18 protein-coding genes and 1 pseudogene are annotated in these 24696 nt (G+C 62.9%); 4 read left to right on the top strand and 15 right to left on the bottom strand.

What is annotated here, in order from left to right; all coding sequences use genetic code 11:
* Positions 1 to 856 precede the first annotated feature (856 nt).
* The 7 genes and pseudogenes from CHB97_RS16365 to CHB97_RS16335 form a co-directional block, all read right to left on the bottom strand.
* Positions 857 to 2233: a sigma-54 dependent transcriptional regulator gene (locus tag CHB97_RS16365; protein WP_089289069.1), complete on the bottom strand. Its 1377-nt coding sequence runs from the start codon at positions 2231 to 2233 to the stop codon at positions 857 to 859.
* Positions 2226 to 4091: an ATP-binding protein gene (locus CHB97_RS16360; RefSeq protein WP_143270966.1), complete on the bottom strand. Its 1866-nt coding sequence runs from the start codon at positions 4089 to 4091 to the stop codon at positions 2226 to 2228. The genes CHB97_RS16365 and CHB97_RS16360 overlap by 8 nt, the downstream gene beginning before the upstream one ends.
* 47 nt (positions 4092 to 4138) lie before the next feature.
* On the bottom strand, positions 4139 to 5479 hold the full coding sequence (locus CHB97_RS16355) for a dicarboxylate/amino acid:cation symporter (protein WP_371333085.1): 1341 nt from the start codon (positions 5477 to 5479) through the stop codon (positions 4139 to 4141).
* A 319-nt stretch (positions 5480 to 5798) separates the two neighbouring features.
* Positions 5799 to 6448: pseudogene (locus CHB97_RS16350) on the bottom strand (transposase); the annotation flags it as partial.
* 63 nt (positions 6449 to 6511) lie between these two features.
* The gene (locus CHB97_RS16345; protein WP_143270964.1) at positions 6512 to 6799 is read right to left on the bottom strand and encodes a helix-turn-helix domain-containing protein; all 288 of its coding nucleotides are present in this window, start codon (positions 6797 to 6799) and stop codon (positions 6512 to 6514) included.
* 230 nt (positions 6800 to 7029) lie between these two features.
* A complete protein-coding gene (locus tag CHB97_RS16340; RefSeq protein ID WP_089289066.1) occupies positions 7030 to 7485 on the bottom strand; it encodes a hypothetical protein in 456 nt (151 codons plus the stop codon).
* Positions 7486 to 7499: 14 nt separating this feature from the next.
* The gene (locus CHB97_RS16335; protein ID WP_089289065.1) at positions 7500 to 10772 is read right to left on the bottom strand and encodes a winged helix-turn-helix domain-containing protein; all 3273 of its coding nucleotides are present in this window, start codon (positions 10770 to 10772) and stop codon (positions 7500 to 7502) included.
* 778 nt (positions 10773 to 11550) lie between these two features.
* Here CHB97_RS16335 and CHB97_RS16330 point away from each other — a divergent pair.
* A complete protein-coding gene (locus CHB97_RS16330; protein ID WP_089289064.1) occupies positions 11551 to 11949 on the top strand; it encodes a hypothetical protein in 399 nt (132 codons plus the stop codon).
* 98 nt (positions 11950 to 12047) lie between these two features.
* On the opposite strand, the gene CHB97_RS16325 is transcribed toward CHB97_RS16330, so the two are convergent.
* From CHB97_RS16325 to CHB97_RS16310, 4 genes are all read right to left on the bottom strand, one after another.
* A complete protein-coding gene (locus CHB97_RS16325) occupies positions 12048 to 13172 on the bottom strand; it encodes an ABC transporter permease (RefSeq protein ID WP_371333090.1) in 1125 nt (374 codons plus the stop codon).
* A 10-nt stretch (positions 13173 to 13182) separates the two neighbouring features.
* A complete protein-coding gene (rbbA, locus tag CHB97_RS16320; RefSeq protein WP_089289062.1) occupies positions 13183 to 15903 on the bottom strand; it encodes a ribosome-associated ATPase/putative transporter RbbA in 2721 nt (906 codons plus the stop codon).
* Between the two features lie 36 nt (positions 15904 to 15939).
* Complete coding sequence (locus CHB97_RS16315; RefSeq protein WP_089289061.1) at positions 15940 to 16932, bottom strand: HlyD family secretion protein; 993 nt, start codon at positions 16930 to 16932, stop codon at positions 15940 to 15942.
* A gap of 77 nt (positions 16933 to 17009) precedes the next feature.
* Positions 17010 to 17927 (bottom strand): LysR family transcriptional regulator, encoded by a 918-nt coding sequence (locus CHB97_RS16310; RefSeq protein ID WP_089289060.1) that lies wholly within the window; start codon positions 17925 to 17927, stop codon positions 17010 to 17012.
* Positions 17928 to 18108: 181 nt separating this feature from the next.
* Here CHB97_RS16310 and CHB97_RS16305 point away from each other — a divergent pair, with 181 nt between their 5' ends.
* Positions 18109 to 19299 carry an acyl-CoA dehydrogenase gene (locus CHB97_RS16305; RefSeq protein ID WP_089289059.1) on the top strand — a complete coding sequence of 397 codons (1191 nt, stop codon included), beginning with the start codon at positions 18109 to 18111 and terminating at the stop codon, positions 19297 to 19299.
* Between the two features lie 214 nt (positions 19300 to 19513).
* Entirely contained in the window at positions 19514 to 20710 is a 1197-nt protein-coding gene (locus CHB97_RS16300) for a CaiB/BaiF CoA-transferase family protein (protein WP_089289058.1), read from the top strand.
* A 6-nt stretch (positions 20711 to 20716) separates the two neighbouring features.
* On the opposite strand, the gene CHB97_RS16295 is transcribed toward CHB97_RS16300, so the two are convergent.
* The 4 genes from CHB97_RS16295 to CHB97_RS16280 are packed head-to-tail and all read right to left on the bottom strand — an operon-like array spanning position 20717 to position 23605.
* Positions 20717 to 21085, bottom strand: a complete 369-nt coding sequence (locus CHB97_RS16295) for a phosphate acetyltransferase (protein ID WP_089289057.1) — start codon at positions 21083 to 21085, stop codon at positions 20717 to 20719.
* Positions 21079 to 21444 (bottom strand): MaoC/PaaZ C-terminal domain-containing protein, encoded by a 366-nt coding sequence (locus tag CHB97_RS16290; RefSeq protein ID WP_089289056.1) that lies wholly within the window; start codon positions 21442 to 21444, stop codon positions 21079 to 21081. The genes CHB97_RS16295 and CHB97_RS16290 overlap by 7 nt, the downstream gene beginning before the upstream one ends.
* Positions 21441 to 22946 (bottom strand): long-chain fatty acid--CoA ligase, encoded by a 1506-nt coding sequence (locus tag CHB97_RS16285; protein ID WP_089289055.1) that lies wholly within the window; start codon positions 22944 to 22946, stop codon positions 21441 to 21443. The genes CHB97_RS16290 and CHB97_RS16285 overlap by 4 nt, the downstream gene beginning before the upstream one ends.
* Complete coding sequence (locus CHB97_RS16280) at positions 22943 to 23605, bottom strand: TetR/AcrR family transcriptional regulator (RefSeq protein WP_089289179.1); 663 nt, start codon at positions 23603 to 23605, stop codon at positions 22943 to 22945. The genes CHB97_RS16285 and CHB97_RS16280 overlap by 4 nt, the downstream gene beginning before the upstream one ends.
* A 229-nt stretch (positions 23606 to 23834) precedes the next feature.
* Here CHB97_RS16280 and CHB97_RS16275 point away from each other — a divergent pair, with 229 nt between their 5' ends.
* Positions 23835 to 24692: an alpha/beta fold hydrolase gene (locus CHB97_RS16275; RefSeq protein ID WP_160105937.1), complete on the top strand. Its 858-nt coding sequence runs from the start codon at positions 23835 to 23837 to the stop codon at positions 24690 to 24692.
* Positions 24693 to 24696 lie beyond the last annotated feature (4 nt).

Here is a 24696-nt window from a genome sequence, read left to right as displayed (position 1 = left end):
TTATGAACGCAACAATCAAAGGGCTATAACCCGCGTTAGTCAAAGGTGCTGTAATAAATCTGGTTCATTCATAATAGAATCAGATATTAATATTTTTCATATAAAAATAGAAATAAAAAAACAGAGCAGCAAGAGGCCAAAAAATAAAAGGATACATCGAATGGAATATGATAAATTACGAAAAATATGGAATCAAGGAAAGATACCAGTTGCCCTAAGAAGAACTGGACCATGGGAACTGTTAAGGGTTCGCATCCCGCATAGCGAATTAAATTACAAATGGCTGAAAAACGGACGAAAATCGTCTCCGATATGGATAAGATCGGAAAATTACTGGGAGATACCAAAATCTTGGTTTAATGATTTTGTCGATAGATCCCTAGAGGACTATGGTCAGTTGTATATAATACAACCATATAGAGAAAAAGAAAAATGCGCTTCGGCGTGCTTACATGCAGAAGGCCACGAGTGTCAGTGCTCTTGTATGGGGCAAAATCACGGCACCGGAAACGATGGAACTTGGTTTGAAATCTCAGATGCTTTTGCTTGCAAATGGGGGGAAAAGAAATATGCGTGCAGACTAATGAAGAAGAAATATAAAATATACTGTTTTTAGTTATTTAAAATACCTGAAATAGCATTATTCTTAGTGTCCGTCCGGAAAGTTTCACGTTATTTCAACGTCTTACACGTCTTATCTTTAAACGCTACCGTCACCCCGGCGAAGGCCGGGGTCCAGAATCACAGGCGCTTTGCTCTACGAACTGGACCCCGGCCTTCGCCGGGGTGACGGGATTAAAACATTAACATGTTGAGAAAGAACGAAAACTTTTCAGACGGACTCTTAAATTCCCCCTCACCGAAACGTCTCAATCTCCAACCCGAACCGTTTCAGCTTATCGTACAGCGTCTTCCGCGGCACCTGCAACTCGGCACTCACCGCCGCCACATCGCCCTTGTGGCGGCGCATAGAGTCCGCGATCAGGCGGCGTTCGAAGCCGTCCACCAGATCGGCCAGACTGGCTGAACCGGGGGTGCCAGCGGGGGCCGTGGCCGGGGGTGCCCCTGCCCCACCGCTCAGCCCGGCGGGCAGCAGGGGCAGGCCGATCACCGCGCGTTCGGCCAGGTTACCCAGTTCGCGCACATTGCCCGGCCAGCCATGGGCGAACAGGGCCTGTCGTTCGGCCTCCGACACAAAGGGCGGCACGCGGCCCAGGCGGCCCGCCGTCTGGCCCATGAAATGGTCCAGCAGCAGGCCGATATCCTCCGGCCGGTCGCGCAAGGGCGGGATGGTCAGGGGCACCACGTTCAGGCGGTAATATAAATCCTCCCGGAACTTGCCGGCGCGCGACAATTCCCCCAGATCGGCCTTGGTGGCGGCGACAAAGCGCAAATCCAGCGGGATCGCCTTGTTGGCCCCCAACCGCTCCACCTTGCGATCCTGCAACACCCGCAGCAGTTTCACCTGCAGGGCCAGCGGCATACTCTCAATCTCGTCCAGGAAGACGGTGCCGCCATCGGCATATTCCAGCTTGCCGATGCGCAGCTTGCCGGCCCCGGTGAAGGCCCCGGCCTCGTGCCCGAACAGCTCACTTTCAAACATGCTTTCCGGGATGGCCCCGCAGTTCAGCGCCACAAAGGGCCGGTTGGCGCGGCTGGAAAACTGGTGCAGGGCGCGGGCCACCATTTCCTTGCCGCTGCCCGTCTCCCCCAGCACCAGCACATCGGCCCCGGTATCGGCCACCTGCAAAATGGTGCGTTTCAGCGCCTGCATGGCGGGTGACCGGCCCAGGATCAGGCTGTCAATGCCATGGTCACCATCCAGGGCCGCGCGCAGCCGCCGAACCTCCGCCGACAGGCGGCTTCGTTCCAGGGCGCGGTGAACGGTGGTGGTCAACCGTTCAGAGGCAAAGGGCTTTTCAATGAAATCATAGGCCCCGTCGCGCATGGCCCCCACGGCCATGCTGATATCGCCATGCCCGGTCATCAGCACCACGGGCAGATCGGGGTCCAGCCCCTGGGCGGCGCGCAGCAGGTCCATCCCGTCCATGCCGGGCAGGCGCACATCGGTGATCAGCAGGTCGGCGGGCCCGGCCTTCAGCGCCGCCAGCGCCGGTTCAGCGGCGGCAAAGGCGGTGACGGGCAGGTCCGCCAGTTCCAGCGCCTGTTCAATGCCCAGGCGCACGGCGTCCTCATCCTCCACCAGCAGGATGCGCGGGGGTCTCTCAGCCATGGGCGGGCAGGTCGATGGTGAACATTGCCCCTCCTTCCGGGCGGTTGGCGGCGTGAATGCTTCCCCCATGGTCCTGCACCATCCCGGCAGAAATCACCAGCCCCAATCCAAGCCCCTGGCCCGGCGGCTTGGTGGTGAAGAAGGGTTCGAACAGGTGGGGCAGGCTTTCCGGGGCAATGCCGGACCCGCTATCCAGCACCCGCACCAGGGCGCGCGGGCCTTCGCGCACCGCCTCCAGCCGCACTTCCCGCACCGGTCCACCGGCCACGGCATCCAGGGCATTGCCCAACAGATTGACCAGCACCTGTTCCAGCCGGATGGGATCAAACCGCACCCACAGGTCGGGGTCGATGGCGGTTTCAACATTCGCATCCAGCCGCCGGCTTTTTTCCGTCAGCAAAGCCAGACTATTACCGGCGGCCACGGCCAGCCGCACCGGTTCCGGCCGGTTTTCCGACTTGCGGGCAAAGCCGCGCAACTGGCCGGTGATGCGGGCCATGCGTTCGGTCAGCTGGCCGATCATGGTCAGATTTTCCGTCACCCGGTCCACCTTGCCGCGCGCCAGGAAGGCGGCGGCATTGTCCGACAGGGTGCGCAGGGCCGCCAGCGGCTGGTTCAGCTCATGCGTGATGCCGGCGGCCAACTGGCCCAAGGCTGCCAGCTTGGCCGCCTGGACCAACCCATCCTGGGCGCGGCGCAGATCATCGTTCGCCGCCACCAGCTCCGCCGTGCGGGCCGCCACCTCCCGTTCCAAGGCCTGGGCAGAACGTTCCAGGGCCGCACGGGTGGCGCGTTCGGCCGCGCGCGTGCGGCGGCGCTGGCGCACCAGCATGGCCACCAGGGTCAGCAACAGCACCGCCGCCGCCCCCGCCGCCCAGGCGATGCGTTGGGCATTGGCCACCGGCGCCATGTCGGTCAGCAGCAGCAATTGCCAATCGGTGCCAGGTACATTGCGGGCCGTGGCCAGCAGCGGCTTGGCCCCCGGCCCGCCAATGCGCAGGACAGAGGCCCCGGCACCCAGATCGGCCAGCTGCTGCACCGCCAGCCCCTGCAGCTCCACCCGGTCATATTGGCGGGTGGCGGCCAGCCGCTCGCGCAAACCATCGGACAGCGGTTCCAGGGTGCGGAAGGTCCAGCCCGGCACGGAGGACAGGATGGTCACGCCATGCCCATCCTTTACCAGCACCCGGTCGGCCGCCTGCCCCCAGGTGCGTTCCATGCCGGTCAGCGTCACCTTCACCACCACCACCCCCAGCACGCCATCGGGGCCGGGGATGGAGCGGGCAAAGTAATATCCCGCCTCCCCGCTGGTGGTGCCAATGCCATAGAAGCGGCCATAGCCCTTGGCCATGGCATCGCGGAAATAAGGCCGGTAGGAGAAATTCATGCCGACAAAGCTGGCCGGCCCCTGCCAGTTGCTGGCGGCCCGCGTCGTGCCCTCGGTATCAATGGCATAGATGGCGGCGGCCCCCGACACGGTAGCCACCTGTTCCAGATAGGTGCTGGCCCGCTGGCTCAGCGGTTCATTGCCGGGGGCGGACAGCATCTGCCGCAGGGTGGTGGAATAGGTCATGACCGACGGCAGGGTCTCGTACCGCCCCAGTTCGCTGCGCAAGCCTTCGACATAGATGTCACGGCGGGGGCCTGCCTGTTCCAGCAGCTGGGCAATGGCCAGCCGCTCCGCCAGCCACCCCGCCCCGCCGGCGGCCAGCACCGCGATCAGGGCGGGGATCAACCAGAACAGGGCACGGCGCCAATGCGGTTTCAGGATGGGCCTCGCTTGGGTTGGGCGATCTTTACCACCATAAACAAAGGGCCGGCGGTACGGAACAGGCGATGGGGTGGTCTCGCTTAGCACCCCATCGCTGTTCCGCACCGCCGGCCCTGGCCGGGAGACCCTGGGGCTTATTCAGCCGGGGCCAAACGGGTGGCCGGTGCGGCTTCCACATCCGGGGACGGGTTGGCCAGCTCCCGGGTCAGCTTGTCCTGATCCAGCGCGCCTTCCCACTTGGCAACCACCAGGGTGGCGACGCCATTGCCGATCAGGTTGGTCAAGGCGCGGGCTTCGGACATGAAGCGGTCAACGCCCAGGATCAGCGCGATGGAGGCAACCGGGATATGGCCCACCGTGGCCAGCGTGGCCGCCAGCACGATGAAGCCGGACCCGGTGACCCCCGCCGCCCCCTTGGAGGTGAGCAGCAGCACGGCCAGGATCGACAGTTCCTGCCAGATGGTCAGGTCGGTGTTGGTGGCCTGGGCCAGGAAGATGGCGGCCATGGTCAGATAGATGCAGGTGCCATCCAGATTGAAGGAATAACCGGTGGGCACCACCAGACCGACGACAGACTTTTCCGCCCCCAGCTTCTGCAATTTGGTCATCAGACGCGGCAGCGCGCTTTCAGAGGAGGAGGTGCCGAGCACGATCAGCAGCTCTTCCTTGATGTACTTGATGAAGCGCCAGACGGAGAAGCCGGTGGCGCGGGCAACCGCGCCCAGCACCAGGAAGATGAACAGCAGGCAGGTGAGATAGAAGGCGGCCATCAACTGACCCAGCGACACCAGCGTACCCACGCCATACTTGCCGATGGTAAAGGCCATGGCACCGAAGGCACCGATGGGGGCCACCTTCATGATGATGCCGACGATCTTGAAGAAGACGGTCGAGGCGCTGTCGATCATGTGCAGCAGCGGGCGGCCGCGCTCACCCATGGAATGCAGGCCGAAGGCGAACAGGATGGCGATGAACAGCACCTGCAGGATCTCACCTTCCGCGAAGGCACCCACCACCGTGGAGGGGATGACATGCATCAGGAATTCGATCGTGCCCTGTTCCTTGGCCTTGGCCGTATAGGTGGCAATCGCCTTGGTATCCAGGGTGGCGATATCGACATTCATGCCGGCGCCCGGCTGCCACAGATTGACAACCAGCAGACCGATGACCAGCGCCAGGGTGGTCAGCACCTCGAAATAGATCAGCGCCTTCAGGCCCACACGGCCCACCTTCTTCATATCCTCCATCCCGGCAATGCCGTGGACGACGGTGAAGAAGATGATCGGCGCGATCAGCATCTTGATCATCTTGATGAAGGCATCGCCCAGCGGCTTCATGGCGGTACCAAGCTCGGGATAGAAATGCCCAAGCGCGATACCGATGGCAATCGCCGTCAGCACCTGGACATAGAGGCTCTGATAAAACTTCTTGGGCTTTGGTGCCGCCACGGCACCACCGGTCATTTCCTGGGCCATTCTTTGCCTCCCGTTCGAACCATGACCACCCGCGGACAGAACAGGGTGGCTTGGGTATCCCTATAGGCACGTGGCGTGCCAACCGGCAGGTTTGGGAGGTCATCCCGATAATCGTTTGAAACAAAACAATTTCGCAAATGCGGAAAAAATATGCGGCGTTGCAACAAATTCTGCTTTTCCGGACTTTTACAGCGGCGCGTCCGGAAAACCAGACACCCCTTCCCAGAGGGGTGACCTGCTCCCCTAATTGTCACCGTTTATAAGTAGAGGCCTCTGGTTTGGTATTGGGGTTGAGGGGCGTTCAGGACCGGGGGCATGCGCTGAACGCATCCGATACGAAATCCAGGCTCCAGCGCTGGTTGAGCCCCTGAGGCACATTCATCGGCGCCCGTGTGCCCAGTGCGCGTTTACGGCCCCGTCGCCGGCGCACCGCCAGCCCTTCCTCCCGGTAAATCCGCTGCAGCTTCTTATGGTTCACCGCCATCCCCTCCCGGGCCAGCAGACATCCCAGACGCCGGCAGCCAAAACGCCGTCGCGCCGATGCCAGTTCCCGCAGCCTTCGCCGCAAGGCACCGTCATCGGGGCGCCGCGACCGGTAGCGGATCGTCCGGCGATGCACTTTCAGGACAGAACAAGCCCGCCGCTCACTGACACCGAACGTTGCCCGCAGATGGGCAACCGTCCGGCGGCTGGCGGCGGGCCTTACCACTTTTTTCCCGCCACCTCGCGCAGCATCGCGTTGTCCAACATCGCCTCGGCTAGCAGCTTCTTCAGCCGGCTGTTCTCTTCCTCCAGGCTCTTCAGGCGCTTGGCCTCCGACACCTCCAGCCCACCATATTTCGATTTCCAGGCGTAAAATGTCGCCTCCGATATCCCGTGCCGCCGGCAGATGTCCGCCGTCTTATGCCCAGCATCCTGCTCCCTCAGGATCCCGATGATCTGTTCCTCGCTGAAACGGCTCTTCTTCATCAAATGGCCCTCCTCGCATGGGAAGGACTCTACTTTACACCGGGCACATTTTCAGGGAGCAGGTCACACATGGGCTGTCAGTATAGGAAGCTCCTCAGAGCTCAGAAGGGGTTGGCAGCCTGCATACTCTAGACGCTCAATCCCTTCTCGGCCTTCCTTATGGTAAAGGCTGCGATGCGCCCGCACTGTTCCTTCATCCAGAAACAGCGCCGTCGCTACCTGCGACACTGACCAACCAGCGTCAAGTAGCAGCAACGTGTTCATCCAGCGATGAATGGCGCTGTTGATTTGACGCCGCATCATCGCCCGAAAATAAACCCGATCCGCCTGGCTCAGAACCAATTCGCTCATAAACATAGCGAATCAGAAATCTCAAAACATGTAAACCCCTCTCAGGAATTCTCCCGGATTCAGGGTATATCAGACCAATCTCCCTTGATCGTGACCGGTCAAGGGAGATTTTGTGTTCCCTCAGGCGCCGGGCGGGCGCATCCGCGCCCTTGGCTTACGCGTCACGAGGTGCTGAGCCGGCAGTCGCCGGCCCACAATCCGCCAAGGGTCAAACCCTCGGCGGATTGGTATTACATCTCGTTCTTCACCTGAGGGTCAGAGCTGGTGATGACCTGCCGGGTCTGGGTCAAACGCGCCCACAATTCAAAAGAAATACCGACCGGATGCGGATTCGTCACCGGCAAAGTATTTGCAAAGAAAATTGACGCTGTGCTGATGGTGCTGCTGCCATCAATGTTACCGGCATCAAATTGCAAGCCCAAAATCTGATCGAAGTCAGATAAACGGGTCGCAGCAGCCGGATTCGTATTGATCAGGGCGCTGAAAAGCTGATAGTCGCTGGAGTCTATCTTATAAATTACTTCCCACGGCCCATCATTGGCCGGAACTGTAACCGACCCGTGCGGCCCCAGCTTCGCATTTTCCGGCCAGGTTTCTTCGTTCCACTTGCTGTAGGACCATTGATAACCTTCATCAGAGGGCTGTATGTCAACCCGCACCGTTGCCTGATTGGTAACCGCAATCATCGATAAATCCTTTCTCAACCCTTGGATATGAAGCGCACATAGCTGGGGCGTTTGTAGCCGATCTTGGCAAGCCACTTTACGGATTCGGAAACCTTGTCAGTTTCCCCCAAGCAAATATGGGCTCTGACCCAAGAATCTTGTACCGAGAATCTTTTTCCGTCAACTGCAATTATTGGCTGCAACAAATTTACCACCTGGCGGCAATATTTTTGGGCTTCCTCCTGATGGCCAAGGCGTTTTTCCGCTTCTGAAAGGAACAGCAACCCCAATGTCAGATGCTGCGCGAAGACCACATCCTTACCCATACGGCTATCAGCAGACTCCAGAATCTGCTTCAGATGCTGACGCGCCTCCGACACCTGCCCCATCCGCAGCAGCGTTTCCCCCAAGAAGATGGCATTAGCAGTTTCCACCTGTCGCCACACAGCGTTGGTTGGGTTCTCCCGCGTCAACACAGCCAGCTTGTCAGCAGTTTCCTTCTGCAGCGCCAACACCATCGGCATTGGACGACGTTCCACCCATATGCCAGCGGCAACCCAGTTGATTCTCAGCAATGCATGTTGCCAAATACGGTTGCTCGGGTCGTGCAAAACCAGCGACTGGGCCAGTTGTTGCCCTTCCGTCACGGCAGCATCCGCTTCATCACCACGCCCCATTGCATCCAGCAAACGCGCATAGCGATGCAGGGCCGTGACGTGATCGTAGGTCCAGCGGAACTCCGACGGGGCGGCAGCCCGCAGCGCGCGCAGTTCAACCTGCTCCTGCTCATACAGGCCAAGAGCTTGCTGAAGTTCTCCTTCCTGTTCACGAACAGTACCCAGCCAGGAGAGAGTGTCTGCCAGTTCAGCCCGGAGCCCCCGGTCATCCGGGCGTCGCTCCAAAGCACGACGCTTCAGCTCCAACGAACTTCGAAAATATTCGCCCGCCTTCTCACTATTACCCTGCCCGCGGTAAACTGATCCAAGGCTGTTTCTCGCGTAGGAAAGCTCAATCCACGCATCAACATCCTCCGGACTCAACTGGTTCATCCGCTCTGTATGAAACTCGTATTGCTTGAAATACTCTTCGGCCTCGTCAAATTTATTGGCATCCAGTGCGATTTGCCCCAGCCAAAAGGCGTCCGCCCCCAAATCCTTCAGCAGGTCCAGTGACTCAATCCCCTGGGCCAGATTGGCATCCAGCAGTTTCTTAGCCAGCAACAGGGCGCTGCGGGCCGCATCCGGGTCGGCCCGGGCCCGCGCCACCTCGGCAATGGTTTGCAGGGCGCGGGCCTGCTGCATCCGCGCCTCGGGCGACAAATCATTGATATTACTGTTGCCAAAATAGCTGAGCGCCTTGCCGCCAATGTCCGACAACAGGTCCAGCCGGCCCAGCGGGCGCAGTTTCTCGGCGAAGTCGCCCACCATGAAATTCATCAGGTCTTCGGCCTGACGGCGGCGATGCTCGGCCATGTCCTCGGCCTGATTGGCGCGCAAGCCCAGCAACAGGGCCACCAGCGCCACCAGCCCGAACCCCAGGGAAATCACGAAACGGCGTTGATCGGCCTGGCGCTCCCGCCGCGCGGAAGCGGTGATGAAGGCACGGACATCGCCGCTGAGCGGGATCTGCACCTGCCGGGTCAGTTCCCGCGCCTCTTCCAGCTGCTTGCCACGCGGCAGCAGCAGATCGACGCGCCGCCCCTCCTCCGTCCAGCGCCGGGCCGATTCCTCCAGCCGGCTGCGGGCATTCAAAGCCTGACGATGCTGAGCAATCCAGCCCGTCACACGCGGCCATTGGCGTAGCATGGCTTCATGTGCCACCCCGAAGACCGGAACCCCATCATAAACCAGACTGACGAACAGGCGCTGCTGCACGAAGGTGCGCACCAAAATGCGCTCCATCTCGCTGCCCAGGGAGGACCAGGGCATACGCCGGCTGCGCGCTGCACCATCGGTAACACCACTGCCCCCCATGGTGACGATCAGGGACAGAACCTGCGGCAGACAGAGGCGCGATGCCTCCGGCAACTCGTTCAGGGTGGCCTCCGCCCTTTTGCCGATAGCGCCACCGATCCCGCCCAAGGCGCGATAGGCCGCGACCGTCAGCTCGCGGCTGGTGCTGCGCTGCAGATACAGCTCATGCAATGTATATTGCAGCAGGGGCAGCGCATCGGGATTATCCGCCGTGCCGTCGCACAGAATATCATCCAGCTGCGCCTTGCTTTCCTCATCCATCCCAAAGCTGAGCCCGGCGGCCAGGGCGGGCATCCGGATCATCTGCATGATCTCTGCCCGGCTGGGCGGCGCCAGATCGAAATGGGCACCGGCCGCCTTGGCCGCCATCAGCACCGGTTCGCGCGCCACGTCGGGGTAGAAATCATTCCGGCAGGCGGCCAGCACCAGCACGGCACCGGTGCGGGCCAGACGATCCAACCCGGTCAGAAAGCCACGCCGCTGCCCCTCTTCCACCGCCGGATTGTTGAAAATCGCTTCCAGCCGATCAACAAACAGCAAGACGCGGGTGTCGGGTGGCATTGCCGCGAACAGGGCATCCACCGCAACCGGCTGATCATCGGCCAAGGCTGCAGCAATTGTCTCCGCACTATGCCCATTCAGCAGCGGTTCCCCCGCCACCTCCAGGTCCAGCAGGGCGCCGCCGACCGCCATCAGCAGGGACATGTCGCTGATATCGCCCATGTCCAACATGCTGCTGTCCAGCAGGCGGAATGGCTGATCCGGGCGCCGCAGGGCCGGCAGCAGGCCAGCCCGGATCAGCGAGGTCTTGCCGCTGCCACTGGCCCCCAGCACCAGCACCGGGCCCCCGTCCGGCATCGCCGCCTGACGCAAGATTGTGTCCCGCAGGGCGGCGATGGCCGTATCCCGGCCAAAAAATACGGCCGAGCGCGATTCATCAAACGCTTCCAGACCCACAAAGGGGGATTCTTCGGACCAGTCGCCAGGAGATCCCGTTGCGGCAAGATCAGAAGCAATAGTGACAGGTGCGACGGTCCTGTAACCACGCTTACGTATGTTCTCTATATAACGAACCTGCCCCGGATCATCGCCCAGCAGCTTCCGCAGCTGGGCGATGGCCTTATGCACCTGGTTGTCACCGACCGCCAGCCCATCCCAGCAGGAACGCAGCAGGTCTTCCGCGCTGAAAATTTCCCCCGGTCGGCTGCACAGCGCCACCAGCACATCCATGGCACGCGGCTCCACCTTCACCGGCTGCTGGCGCTGGTGATGGGTCAAGGTGCAGCTGCTGGCATCGACCTGCCATTCGCCGAAATGGAAAAATCTTATCCGCAATATCGCCCCACCGACCAATTTGCCTGTGCCAGCCCCATTCTGCTGCGGTCACCCACCTGCATCCCCGCAGATCCGCCATCGCCAGAATGGAATCATGACACGGGCAGCCCCTCCGACCGCTTTCCCGCTTTCCCTGTGGTTTCCGGGGAAGCCGGTCGGTACCCCTTGCCAGCTGGAATGATAGGGAAGTCGAAGGTCATAGTCCAATCTGATTAACCCGATCAAATCGACCTTAGATTATGTATGTTGAAATTGATACCACATATGCGTGCATTCATAATCCTTCCAGCGAACTTCCCCACCTCGGGTGTGCTCACTTCCCCTTCGCTTCCGGGAGGAGAAAGGCCGCTTCCGGTATCGGAAAATCGCCTCTGCCGTTTCCGATATTTTTCATTATAAACAATTGGTTAGGTGTCGGAAGATTTTCAGAAGCACCCGATTTCGGAAAGCTGGTCTAGGCTTTGTGTCCATAGCGAACCTGCCGGGTTGGGTGACCCAGGGCAGGCCGCTGATTGGATCGAACGCCCAAGCAATTGGCCGCATCCCGGAAGAGGGTCGTGACATGGATTTCCACATTCCGTCGCTCATGAAGATGAACGAGGCACTCGCCTTCGGTCGCCTTGGCGCCCTCCATGGTGGAACCTATTTTCCGCGGGGTGAACGCCCTGCTCGCCGTGACCGATCACATTCAGCGGCCATCAGCGCGGCACAGCAGGCCATTGCACACCCTGTCACGCAGCCACAGCGTCCGCTCCCTCTGCCGCCCATGGCGGCCCCCATGCGCTGCATCACCCCGCAGGCACCCCGCCTGGATGATTTATGGACGACGGCTGAGAAGGATCAGCTTGATGGGCGCGATTGCTGGGTGATCGATGGCAGCAGGAGCAAGGAGGAGGATGGCGCGATGGCTTTCTTCTCCTTCAATCTGGAACGCCCGTGCGACATCGGTCTGACCCTGTCGATGCGGGCCGCCGACCCCGGCCCGTCCGCTTTCGAAATTATCGTAACCGGTCACGTTATCAGCCGGCATTATACGGTGGTTGACCGTTTCATCTCCCGGACCTTCACCATTCCGGCCTCTGTGCTGAGCACAGGGCGTAATGCGCTGTCCATCAGCACCATTCCGGGTTATCATGGTATCTGGATCGAATCGGCAGGCGTCAGCCCGCTGGGATGAGTCCGCAATGGTGAGTTTGTCCGGTTGAAAAGCCCGGTGACAGGGACTGCCATCCCCGTCGCCGGGCTTTTCATTATCGGGGTTTCATTGGCTCTGTTTCATTGGCTGCGGGCCAGCATGGCGCGGAATTGTGGCAGGGCGACTGCCAGAAAACCCGCCCCCAACCCTGCCAGGACCAGCAGTTGCGGCCAGATGATGGCCAGCCCGGCCCCGCGGTAAAGGATGGCTTGGGCCAGCTGCACGAAATGCATGGTGGGCGAGACCTGCACCAGCCATTGCAGCACCGTCGGCATACTTTCCAGCGGCGAGGTGGCGCCCGACAGCATGTTCAGCACCAGGAAAACCGGGATGCCGACCAGGGAAAACTGCGGCATGGAGCGGGTGACCGTGGCCAGCAGGATGCCCAGCGACATGGTGGCGAACAGGTAAAGCGCCACACAGGCCAGAAACAGCGGGATGGAACCTTCGATCGGCACGCCCAGCCAGAGCCGCACCACGAATTGCAATGACAGGCCGGTGGCCACCAGAATCACCAGACCATTGGCCCAGATCTTGGCAGCCGCGATTTCAGAGGCCCCCAGCGGCATGACTAGCAGATGTTCGATGGTGCCATGCTCCCGCTCCCGGATCACGGCGGCCCCGACCAGCAGGATGGACATGATGGTAATATACTGGATCACTGCCATCACCGCCTGGAACCACATGCCCTCCAGATTGGGATTGAAATAAGTGCGGGTCACCACGGAAACCGGGGCCCGGTTGGGTGCATCCGGCGACAGCGCCTCCGCCACCTCCTGATTGATGATGGTCTGGATATAGGCACTGCCCAGCCCGGCCATGGTCATGGCCGTGGCATCGATGTTTAACTGGATGGTCGGCTGGTGGCCTTCCCGCAGATCGGCTTCCAGCCGGGGCGGCAGGTCCAGCACGAAGGCATAGCGGCCTTCATCCATGACCCGATCCACCTGCGACCGGTCGATCAGCTCCGGCGTCTTGAATTGTGGGGGCAGCAGGGCATCGCGGATGCGGCGGGACAGGGCTGAGCCGTCAGCATCCACCACCGCCACCCGCGCGCCTGCCACATCCGTTTTCACGCCGGTGGCGACCGTATAAACGCTGACCGAAAAGCAATAGATGATGAAGGCCAGCAACACCTTGTCGGCCAGCACGGAAGACAGTTCCTTGACGCCCAGATAATAGACGGTGAGGAACCAGCGCTGGATATGGCCCATCTCACGCCTCCTGTTTGCGCAGCAGCAGCGATGCCGCCGTCATGAAACCCAGGGCGAACAGGCCCAGCATGACAAATTCCAGATGCAGCGCGCTGAAATCACGCGCCTTGGCAAAGGCGCCCAGGCTGATGGTCTGGAACCAGAGGGAAGGGAAGGCCCGACCGATCAGGGCGGCCCCCCCTTCCAGGGTCGAGGCGGGGTAAAGGAAACCGGAGAAATTGATCGCCGGCACCACGCTGATGATGGCGGTCACCAGAATGGCGGCCACCTGGGTGCGCACGAAGGTGGAGACCAGCAGCCCCAGCCCAGTGGCCGCCATGATATAGAGCGCGCCGCCCAGCAGCAGCCCGGCCAGCGAGCCATTCACCATCACCCCGAACAGCAATACCGTGGTGGCCACCAGGATCAACAGGCTGACAAAGCCGATCACCACATAGGGCATCTGCTTGCCCAACAGAAATTCCGGCACCGAGGCAGGGGAGGCGTAGAGATTGGCGATGGAGCCGATCTCCCGTTCCCGCACCACGCCGATGGCCGTCAACATGCCGGGGATCATGATCATCACCACCATGATGACACCCGGCAGAATAGCATTGGCGCTGCGGAAGGACTGGTTATAGCGGAAACGTGGCTGAATGATCGGCCCGCTGGCCTCTGCCGTGGCAAGGGTGGAACGCCGCAGCAGTTCCCGGGCATAGAGCTGGGCAATGCCCTGCACATAGCCACGCGCCGTTTCCGCCCGGAAGGGCATGGCCCCATCCAGATAGACCGCCAGTTCCGGCTGATGGCCAGTCAGCAGGTCACGCCCGAAGGAGGGTGGGATCGCCACCACCAGCCGCAGTTCCCCACTGCGCAGCCGTCGTTCGATCTCCAGATCGCTGCGCACCGGTGCCCTTTCCTGGAAATAGCGTGAGCCGGAGAGATTCTCCACCAACTGCCGGCTCTCCAGTGACTGGTCACGGTCAAATACAGCGTATGGTAGGTTTTCGACATCAAAGGTGATGCCATAGCCAAAGGTCAGCAACAGGATCAGTGGCCCGATCAGGGCGAAGGCAAGGCGTATCCGGTCACGCAAAACCTCCGTCATTTCACGGCGCGCAAAGGCCCAGATCCGCCCGAAGGAAGCCGCCAGTTCCCCCTTGCCCCCACTCTTCACCGGTTCGGCCGGCAAGTCCGGTTCCGCAGCCGGCGGCGGCTGGCTGGGGGAGGCTTCCTCCAGAAAGGTGATGAAGGACTCCTCCAGCGTCGCCCCGCCCTTGGCGTCGCGCAGCTCCACCGGGGTGCCCACCGCCAGTACCCGGCCGGAATGCATCAGGGAGATGCGGTCGCAGCGTTCCGCCTCATTCATGAAATGGGTGGAAACGAAGATGGTCACCCCGTCGCGGCGCGACAGGTCGGCCAGATGCCGCCAGAACAGGTCGCGCGCCGCCGGGTCAACGCCCGATGTCGGTTCATCCAGAATCAGCACATCGGGCTTGTGCAGACAGGCGGCCGCCAGTTGCAGCCGCTGCCGGATGCCCAGCGGCAGGGAAGCCGGCAATTCATCCGCCACCTCTGCCAGCCCGAAGGTCTGCAACGCCTCATCCGTGCGGGCCTGCACGGCGGCCGCATCCATGCGGTAAAGCCGGGCGTGCAGCAGCAGGTTGGCGCGGACGCTCAATTCCTCATAAAGTGAGAAGCTTTGCGACATATAGCCGACGCGCAGCCGCGTTTGCATGTCCGCCGCCCCGATGGGCCGGCCCAACAGGCTGGCCGTGCCCTCGGTCGCCGGCAACAGGCCGGTCAGCATCTTCATCGTGGTGGTCTTGCCGCAGCCGTTGGAGCCGAGGAAGCCGAAAATCTCCCCCTTGGCGATGCGGAAACTGACATGATCGACCGCCGTGAAGGCGCCGAACCGCCTTGTCAGCCCATCCGCCACAATGGCATCCGGCCCGTCATGCAGCACGCGCGGCGGCATCACCAGGGCGGCCCCCGCCCCACCCCCGGCGGCCAGATTGGCAAAGGCCTGTTCGGGATTATCGGCGCCGGCCTGTTGCAGCACCGCCTGCATCGGCCCCGCCGCCAGCACCCGCCCTTCATCCACCACCACCAGATGCTGGAAGCGCGCCGCCTCCTCCATATAGGCCGTCGCCACGATGACGGTCATGCCCGGCCGTTCGGCGCGGATATTGTCGATCAGGCTCCAGAACTGGCGGCGTGACAGCGGGTCCACGCCCGTGGTCGGCTCATCCAGAATCAGCAGGTCGGGATCATGGATCAGGGAGCAGCAGAGCGAGAGTTTCTGCTTCATGCCACCGGACAGCTTGCCCGCCGGCCGGTCGGGAAACGGGTCCAGCCCGGTGGCGCGCAGCAGCCGGTCGATGCGCTGCCGCCGTTCCGCCGCCGACTGGCCGAACAGCCGGCCGAAAAAATCGATATTCTCCGCCACCGACAGGGTGGGATAGAGATTGCGGCCCAAACCCTGGGGCATATAGGCGATACGCGGGGCCACAAGATCGCGGTGTTTGGCATCGGCCATATCACCGCCCTGCACCCGCACTTGGCCCGTTTGCAGCGCACGTACCCCGGCAATCAGGCCCAGCAGGGTGGATTTACCCACCCCATCCGGCCCGATCACCGCCACGGTGGCGCCGGCCGGCACCTCCAGACTGACGGCATCCAGGGCCACCTTGTCCCCATAATGGTGGGAAACGGCGCTCAATGTGATGGCGGCTTCAGACATGGGCTGACCCCCAGGGCGGCAGCGGGAAGGAACGGGTCAGCGGGCCGGCTTGGGCGGCAGTTTCACCGCCAGATCCGCCGGCCATTTCGCCCCCAGTTCCGTCAGCACATAGCCCTGGCCGGTCAGCCCGGCGCGGACATAATCCCGGTAGGTTTCCAGCAATTGCGGGTCGACCGACAGCTTCACCCGGTACATCAGCTTTTCCCGCTCGTCGCTGGTTTCCACCGTCTTGGGCGTGAACTGCGCCTCTGCGGCCACGAAGGAAACGCGGGCGGGGATGACATAGGTGGGGGCAGCATCCAGCACGATCCGCGCCTCTGACCCATGCGCCACCCGGCCCGCCTGCGATGTGGGCAGGAAGATGGTCATGTAAACATCGCTGAGATCCAGCAGGGTAGCCACCCGCCCGCCGGCGGCCAGCACCTCCCCCGGATGGGCCAGCTTATATTCAATGCGGCCGGCAATGGGCGCGGCCAGCACCATATCGGCAATGGTACTGTCGATCTGCGCCACCTGGGCGCGGGCCTGTTCCACGGCGGCCTTGGCGTCGGCCACGGTCGCCTCCGCCGCCTGGATATTGGCGTAATTCACCTCATGCTGGGACTTGCGACGATCCACCTCTGAGGCGGGCGTGGCGGAGGTTTTCAGCAATTCCTGCACCCGGCGCAGTTCCACGCCGGAAAGCTTATATTCCGCCTGCCGGATGGCCACCATGGCTTCGGCCTGGGTCACCCCGGTTTCCGCCCGGCGCAAGGCCGCCTGGGACGCGGCCAGTTCAGCCTTCAAGGTGGTGGTATCCAGATTGGCCACCACCCCGCCGCGCGGCACGGCATCGCCTTCACGGACAGTGATTTCCACCAGTTTGCCGGCATATTTGGTGGCGATATCAACCCGCTCCACCTCCATCCGACCATTGGCGGTGGCAAGCCCGGCCGGCAACTGCCCCGCCCGGCTCTGTTGCCAATAGAAAAAACCACCGGCCCCCAGGGCAGCCACGGCGACAATGATCAGCAATGGTGCGGCACGCATACTGAATTCCCCCTGGGGTTTTCCGTTCACCTTGGAAAGGCTCTAAACCTCATTGCCCGCTGCCGCATTGCGGAAGATCAATCCGTCACCGAAGTGTTTCCACTTTCGCCCGCTTCCGCCAGCAGCCAGTCCCTGAAGGCCACCAGCGGGGCATAGCGCTCCTTCTCCGCTGGATAGACGAGGTGATAACCACCGCCATCCTGGCCGGCAGCACCAGGCAGGCGGCAGAGGCTGCCATCGGCCAGCTCATCAGCCACCAGGATGCCGGGCACCAGGGCGCAGCCCAGCCCGGCCACGGCGGCGCGGATGACCAGCAGGAACTGTTCGAACACCAGCACCGGCTGATGCGGGTCCGCCGCCAGCCCCTGGGCGGCAAACCAATGGCCCCAGGCGGTGGGCCTGGTTTCCTGCTGCAACAGGGTGGCGCGGGCCAGATCGGCCGGCTGGTGCAGCCCCAGCCTTGCCACCAGGGCGGGGGCAGCCACCGGCACCAGCTCTTCCCCAAAGAAACGATGGCAGATCAGACCGGTGCTACCAGGATCAACGCTCATGATCGCCGCATCGATCCCTTCCGCCCGCAAATTAAAGGGGCGCACCCGGGTGGAGAAATTGACACTGATATCCCGGTGCCGGGCAAAGAAGCCGCCCATACGCGGGATCAGCCAGCGGGCACCAAAGGTGGGCAGGATGGCCAGATCCAGCGTACCGCCCCCGCCGGCAAAGGCGATGGTCTGTGCCGCCGCCTGGGCGATGCGGGCCAACGTATCGCGCGCCTGTTCGGCCAGGAAGCGCCCTGCCGGGGTCAGCACCACCCGCTGGCGCACCCGTTCAAACAGCACCACGCCCAACTGCCCTTCCAGTTGGGCCACCTGCCGGCTGATTGCGCCCTGGGTCTGGTTCAGCTCCAGCGCCGCCGCCCGGAATCCGCCCAGCCGGGCCGCCGCTTCAAAGGCAATCAGGGCGGCGGTGCTGGGGATCAGGCGGCGGGAAAACATAGGTGCGGATCAGCCAGAAGATGATGAGGGTTCATGCCAAGCTACCACGCATTTGCTTTGAACATGACACCAACTTGATGCCGATTAGGCATCAAGTTGGTGAGAAAACATGGTTTGCCGGCCGGGCCGGGCAGGCGTAAGCCAGAGACAGCAACCGCCCTTCCAACCAAGAGGACAGATGATGGCCGGCGATCTTGGCAGCTTTCAGTGGGATGACGCCTTTCTGCTGGATGACCAGTTGGACGAGACGGAACGGCTGGTCCGCGACAGCGCCCGCGCCTATGCCCAGGAAAAGCTGGCCCCCCGTGTGCGGGAGGCCTTTGCACGCGAACATACCGACCCGGCCATTTTCAAGGAGATGGGCGATCTTGGCCTGCTGGGCGTCACCATCCCGGCCGAATATGGCGGGGCCGGCCTGGGCTATGTCGCCTATGGGCTGGTCGCGCGGGAGGTGGAGCGGGTGGATAGCGGCTATCGCTCCATGATGAGTGTGCAGTCATCGCTGGTGATGCACCCGATCTTTGCCTATGGCAGCGAAGATCAGCGGCGCAAATATCTGCCCAAGCTGGCCTCAGGCGAATGGATCGGCTGTTTCGGCCTGACGGAACCGGATGCCGGTTCCGACCCGGCCGGAATGCGCACACGGGCGGAAAAGATCGATGGCGGTTATCGCCTGACCGGCGCGAAGATGTGGATCACCAATTCCCCCATCGCCGATGTCTTCGTCGTCTGGGCCAAGTCCGACGCGCATGGCGGTGCCATTCGGGGTTTCGTGCTGGAAAAGGGCATGAAGGGCCTCTCGGCCCCCAAGATCGAAGGGAAAATGTCGCTGCGCGCCTCGGTGACGGGGGAAATCGTCATGGATGGGGTGGAAGTGACGGAAGAGGCCTTGCTGCCCAACGTCTCCGGCCTGAAAGGGCCGTTCGGCTGCCTGAACCGGGCGCGCTATGGCATTTCCTGGGGGGCAATGGGGGCGGCAGAAGCCTGTTTCCATGCCGCCCGGCTCTATACGCTGGAGCGCAAACAGTTCAACCGCCCGCTGGCCCAGACCCAGTTGGTGCAGAAGAAACTGGCCGACATGTTGACGGAGATCAGCCTGGGGCTTCAGGCCTCCTTGCGGGTGGGACGGCTGTTTGAGGCGGGCAAGCTGGCGCCGGAAATGATTTCCCTGGTCAAGCGCAACAATTGCGGCAAGGCGCTGGATATTGCGCGGGCCGCCCGCGACATGCATGGCGGCAACGGCATTTCCGACGAATATCCGGTGATGCGCCATATGGTGAACCTGGAAACGGTGAACACCTATGAAGGCACCCATGATGTCCACGCCCTGATCCTGGGCCGCGCCATCACCGGGCTGCAGGCGTTTTTCTGAAGGCGGCAGGGCCTGACAGACCGCACAACATGGTGGCTGCACGGCTCAGCACCTTTGCTGCCCGGCAACCACCCGCTCAACCGTCACCCCGGCGAAGGCCGGGGTCCAGGGGCCACAGGCGCTTTGCTCTACGATGCTGGACCCCGGCCGCAGCATGGGTGACGGTAATGTGAGATGTCAGCTGCTTGGCACCGTAATCCAGGAGCATTCGTCGATGGCAGCACTGGCGGGCATCCGCGTCCTTGACCTCAGCCGGATTTTGGCGGGGCCCTGGGCAACCCAGATGCTGGGTGATTTCGGGGCGGAGATCATCAAGGTGGAACGCCCTGGCGAGGGGGATGATACCCGCCGCTGGGGCCCCCCCTATGTGGAGGGCGACGGGCCATCCGCCTATTTCCTGACGGCCAACCGCAATAAACGCTCCGTCTCTATCGATTTCACCGGACCGGAAGGCCAGCGGTTGATCCGCGATCTGGCCGCCCGCTGCGATGTGCTGGTGGAAAATTACAAGGTCGGGGGGCTGGCCAAATATGGGCTGGATTATGAGAGCCTGCGGCAGGTCAATCCCCGCCTGATCTATTGCTCCATCACCGGCTTCGGCCAGGATGGGCCTTATGCCCAGCGCCTGGGCTATGATTTCCTGATTCAGGGGATGAGCGGGCTGATGAGCGTGACCGGTCCCGCTGACAGCGGTCCGCATAAGGCCGGCGTGGCGCTGGCCGATATCATCACCGGGCTTTATGCCGGCAACGCCATCCTGGCCGCCCTGCACCATCGGGAACGCACGGGGGAAGGCCAGCATCTGGATCTGGCCCTGCTGGACTGCATGGTCGCCGCCATGGCCAATCAGGCGCTGAACCGGCTGGTCAGCGGGCGCGATCCGGGGCGGCTGGGCAATGGCCACCCCTCCATCGTGCCCTATGACACGTTCCCGGTGGCCAATGGGCATATCAATCTGGCCGTCGGCAATGACCGGCAGTTCCAGCGCCTGTGCACGGTGCTGGAACTGCCGGAACTGGCCAGCGATGACCGCTTTGCCAGCAACAGCGCGCGGGTAGCCAACCGGGTTGCCCTGACCAGCCTGTTGAGCGAGCGGCTGCGCCGCCGCAACGGGGCAGAGTGGCTGGCAGCCCTCGAGGCGGCGGACGTGCCGGCGGGGCCGATCAACGGGCTGGGTGCCCTGTTCGACGATCCGCAGGTCCGCCATCGCGGGCTGGCCCTCGCCATGCCGCATGAGAAAGCCTGCACGGTGCCGGGGGTTGCCAGCCCGGTGAAATTCTCCGCCTCCCCCGTGGTGGAAAGCAAGGCCCCGCCGGAACTGGGGGCCGATACCGATCAGGTGCTGGCCGACCTGCTGGGGCTGGATGCGGCGGGGCTGGCGGCCTTGCGGGCAGCGGGGGTGGTGGGGTAGTCGGCCTTACCAGCCCTTGTCGGCCACATCTTCCACATAGACCAGCGCCCGGCCCTGGGCCAGCATCTGACGATCCAGTTCACAGACCGTTTCCAGATCCACCAGATGCTTATCCGGGCGCAGGCGGGTGATGGTGACGCGGGCCAGAAGCGCCCGCCCCAGCGGGATGGGGGCCAGGAATTGCGTCTGCTGTTTCAGGTAATTGGTGCCCGGCCCCGGCAGCTTCACCCCCAGCAGATAGGAGAACAGGGCCCCCACCAGCGGTTCCGCCACCTGGCCTTCCGGCATCGGGGCGCCGCCCAGCGCCAGATAATCCGCCATATCGGCAGCGGTGAAGGTGCGGGTAAGGTGGGCGCTGTCGCCAAGCTTCAGCATGTCGTCGCCATCTCAAACGTCCCATCACAGGTGACCACGCCATCAGCGAGGCGGGTGACGGTTACCGCGATCTGCTGACCGGTCAGGGTGGCGCTGAAGCGCATCGGCTCCCCTGCATAGGTGGGGGCGGGAAAGCGGATATCCTGGCCCAGCAGCACCGCCCCCGGCAGCAGCCGGCCCGCCAGCCCGCGCAGGATGGTGCAGAGCAACAGCCCATGCGCCACCGTGCGCCCGAACCGGGTACGGGCGGAAAAGCCGGGATCGACATGGATCGGGTTGTCATCACCCGACAGGCGGGCGAACAGGTCAAAATCCGCCTGGGTCAGGGTGCGGTCGATCACCAGGGTGGGGGCGGTCATGGGGTCACCTGCTGCCGGTCCAGCTTATGTTTCTGCACCTTGCCGGCGGCGGTGCGCGGGAACTCCGACACCATCAGGAACTGTCTGGGCACCTTGAAAGCGGCCAACCGGTCGCGGCAGAACCGAGCCAGTTCCTCAGGATTCAGCGCCGGCCGGCCCGGCTTCAGCCGCACGAAGGCGCGGCCCACCTCCCCCCATTGCGGGTCGGGCACACCGATCACGGCCGCTTCCAGCACCGCCTCATGCTGGGTCAGCACATTCTCCACCTCCGCCGGGTAGACATTCTCCCCGCCGGAGATGAACATCTCCTTCAACCGGCCGACGATGTAGTAATAGCCATCCGCATCGCAGCGGGCGATATCGCCCGAGCGCAGCCAGCCATCCTCCGTAAAGGCGGCCTGATTGGCCGCCGGCTGGCGCCAATAGCCGGGGGTGACCCCCAACCCGCCGAACAGCAGCTCCCCCGCCTGGCCCGGCGGCACATCGCGGCCCAGCGGATCGACAATGCGCACCCCCACCATGATCTGCGGCTTGCCGACGGAGCCGATCTTTTCCAACGCATGGTCGGGATCGCCCAGAAAGGCGGTCGGCCCCGTCTCCGTCATGCCCATACCATTGCAGACGCGGGCCCCGCGTTCAGCGTAACGGCGTACCAGCACATCGGGCAAAGGCGCGCCGCCACAGCCCCAATGGCGCACGCGCGACAAATCCACCTGATCAAAGCGGGGATGCTGGGAAAGCTGCAGATAAACGGCGGGCACGCCGAAGAAATGATCCAGCCGCCCTTCCGCCAACAGGCCAATCATCACATCGGCATCAAAGCCCGGCAGCACCAGCACCTGCCCGCCCGCCATCAGCGTGGGCAGCGTGTGCAGGTTGATGCCGGCAGTATGGAACAAGGGCAGGAAATTCAGCGTGCGGTCCCGGCCCGACAGGCCGATGGGCTGGCTGATATTGACGTAATTCACGAACGCCATGGCATAGGTGTAGATCACCGCCTTGGGCGTGCCGGTGGTGCCGGAGGTATAGAGCAGATACCAGATATCATCCGCCGGCCAGCCGCCCCGGCCCGGATGCGGGCTGGCCATATTGCGCCGCTCAGCGTAATCGGTATCCAGGTCAAGCGTGACCAGACCGAGCTGAAACAGCTCCCGCGCCACGCCTATATCTTCCGTCCCATGCAGCAGCAGGCAGGGCGCGCAATCGGCCAGCAGGGGGCGCAGTTCGGCTGCCGGCATCCGCCAGTTCAGCGGCACCAGAATCGCCCCCAGCTTGGCACAGGCGAACAGGATTTCAAAAAACTCGATCCGGTTGCGGCAGAGAATAGCCACCCGGTCGCCCATCCGCACCCCGTCGGCCGCCAGCAGGCTGGCGGCACGGGCGGCGCGATCCTCCAGCCCGCGATAGGTGACGCGCTGGCCGCCCACCAGTTCCTCCATCGCCAGATGGTCCGGCGACAGCAGGGCGCGCCTGGCGGTGATGTCGGCGATCTCCCGGCTCATGACATCCCTTCCCCCTTATGCGGCGACAAACCAAAGGTGATCAACTCAGCAGCGGCGGCAGCAATCTCCGCCGCGGGCCGATCATCGCTCCACACCGCATAGCGCAGGCCCAGAAACACGCTCATCCCGATCAGGGCCCAGGCGCGTTCCTCCTCATGGCCGGGGCTGATCTCCCCCTTGGCAGAGGCATGGACCAGATTGCGGCGATAGGCTTCGGCGAAGACCCGGTAATAATTGCGATAGGCATCCTCGGCGACGAACTGCGCCTCCATGACGATACGATATAAATCCTTGTGCCCGCGCACAAAATCGATGAAGGCCTCCAGCCCCAGCCGTTCCGCCGTCAGCCGGTCACTGGTGCCGGTCACCCGCTCGGCAATATGCTGGCGGGTCAGCCGGCCCATATCATCCACCAGCGCCCGGAACACCTGCTCCTTGCTGTCGAAATAGGTGTAGAAGGTGCCCAGCGCCGCCCCGGCCCGCTGGGTGATGCCGCTGATCGAGGCTTCGTGATAGCCGCGTTCACCAAATTCCGCCGCCGCCGCATCCAGCAGCTTGCGCAGGGTGCGCTTGCCCCGTTCCGTGCGCGGGGCCTTGGAGAGGGCGGCATCCGCTGCCGGCCCGTCCGTCACATCCACACTTGCCGCCTTCGCGGTCATCTTCATCCCTCCCTAGCGCCTTCGATCCGGCGAAAGACGCATTCTACCGGCTTTGCCGGTCATCGGCACGGTCGGTATTTCTTCTGAAGTTGAATATTGACTCAGGTTTCGGTTTGGCGCAAGCATGGGGACGTTCAGCCGGCACTCGGGCCCCGCCACAGGGGCCAAACCAAACAATCGACAAAGCCGGCGGGCAGGGAAGCGGAACCAACCAGGGGGCGGACGGCCTATGCCGGAACTGCGTCTCAGCGATGGCGCCTTGATCGCCTATGAGGATGTGGGCAATGGTCGGCCCCTGCTGCTGATCCATGGCTGGGGCACACGCGCCAGTTTCTTTGCCCCCCAGTTGGATGGGCTGGCCGACGGGTTCCGCCTGATCGCCCCTGACCTGCGCGGCCATGGCCAATCGCGCCAGCACGGAGCCGGGGCCGATATCCCAAGGCTGGCCGCCGATATCAGTGAACTGGCCGCGGCGCTGGACCTGCGCGGCATTCTGGCCATCGGCTGGTCCATGGGGGCCATGGTGCTGTGGCAAGCCCTGCTGGAAGGCGGTTTGCGCCAACGCACTGCCGGGCTGGTCAGCATCGATATGGCGCCCAAGGTGCTGAACGGGCCGGACTGGCCGCATGGGCTGCGCGGCAGCCACCCGGCCAAGGCCGGCAGCCAGGCGCTGGACCTGATGCGGCTTGGCTGGGCCGCCGTGGCCCCGCGCATTGCCGCCCGCATCTTCGCCCAGGGGCACGAGGCGGAACGCGCCGTGCTGCGCCGCTGGGCAGCCATGGAAATCGCCGGGGCCGATCCGGTGGCCATGGCCAGCCTCTGGGCCTCGCTCACCGCGCTTGATTTCCGCGACCGGCTGCCGGGCCTGGATTTGCCGGCGCTGGTCAGTTTCGGCCAGCTCTCCCGGCTTTATCCGGCGGAGACGGCCCCCATCCTGGCCGGGCTGCTGCCCCAGTCCCGCCTGTTGGGCTTCCCCCGGTCCGGCCATGCGCCGCAACTGGAGGAACCCTTATCCTTCAACCAAGCCATCCGTGACTTCGCCGCCCGCCTGCCGACACACGCCGATAATGATAAAAGAGGGGAGTGAAACC

The sequence above is a fragment of the Azospirillum sp. RU38E genome (assembly GCF_900188385.1).
GTDB lineage: Bacteria > Pseudomonadota > Alphaproteobacteria > Azospirillales > Azospirillaceae > Niveispirillum.
The sequence above is the reverse complement of the archived record's forward strand: the minus strand, read 5'-3'. Positions and strand labels throughout refer to the sequence as shown.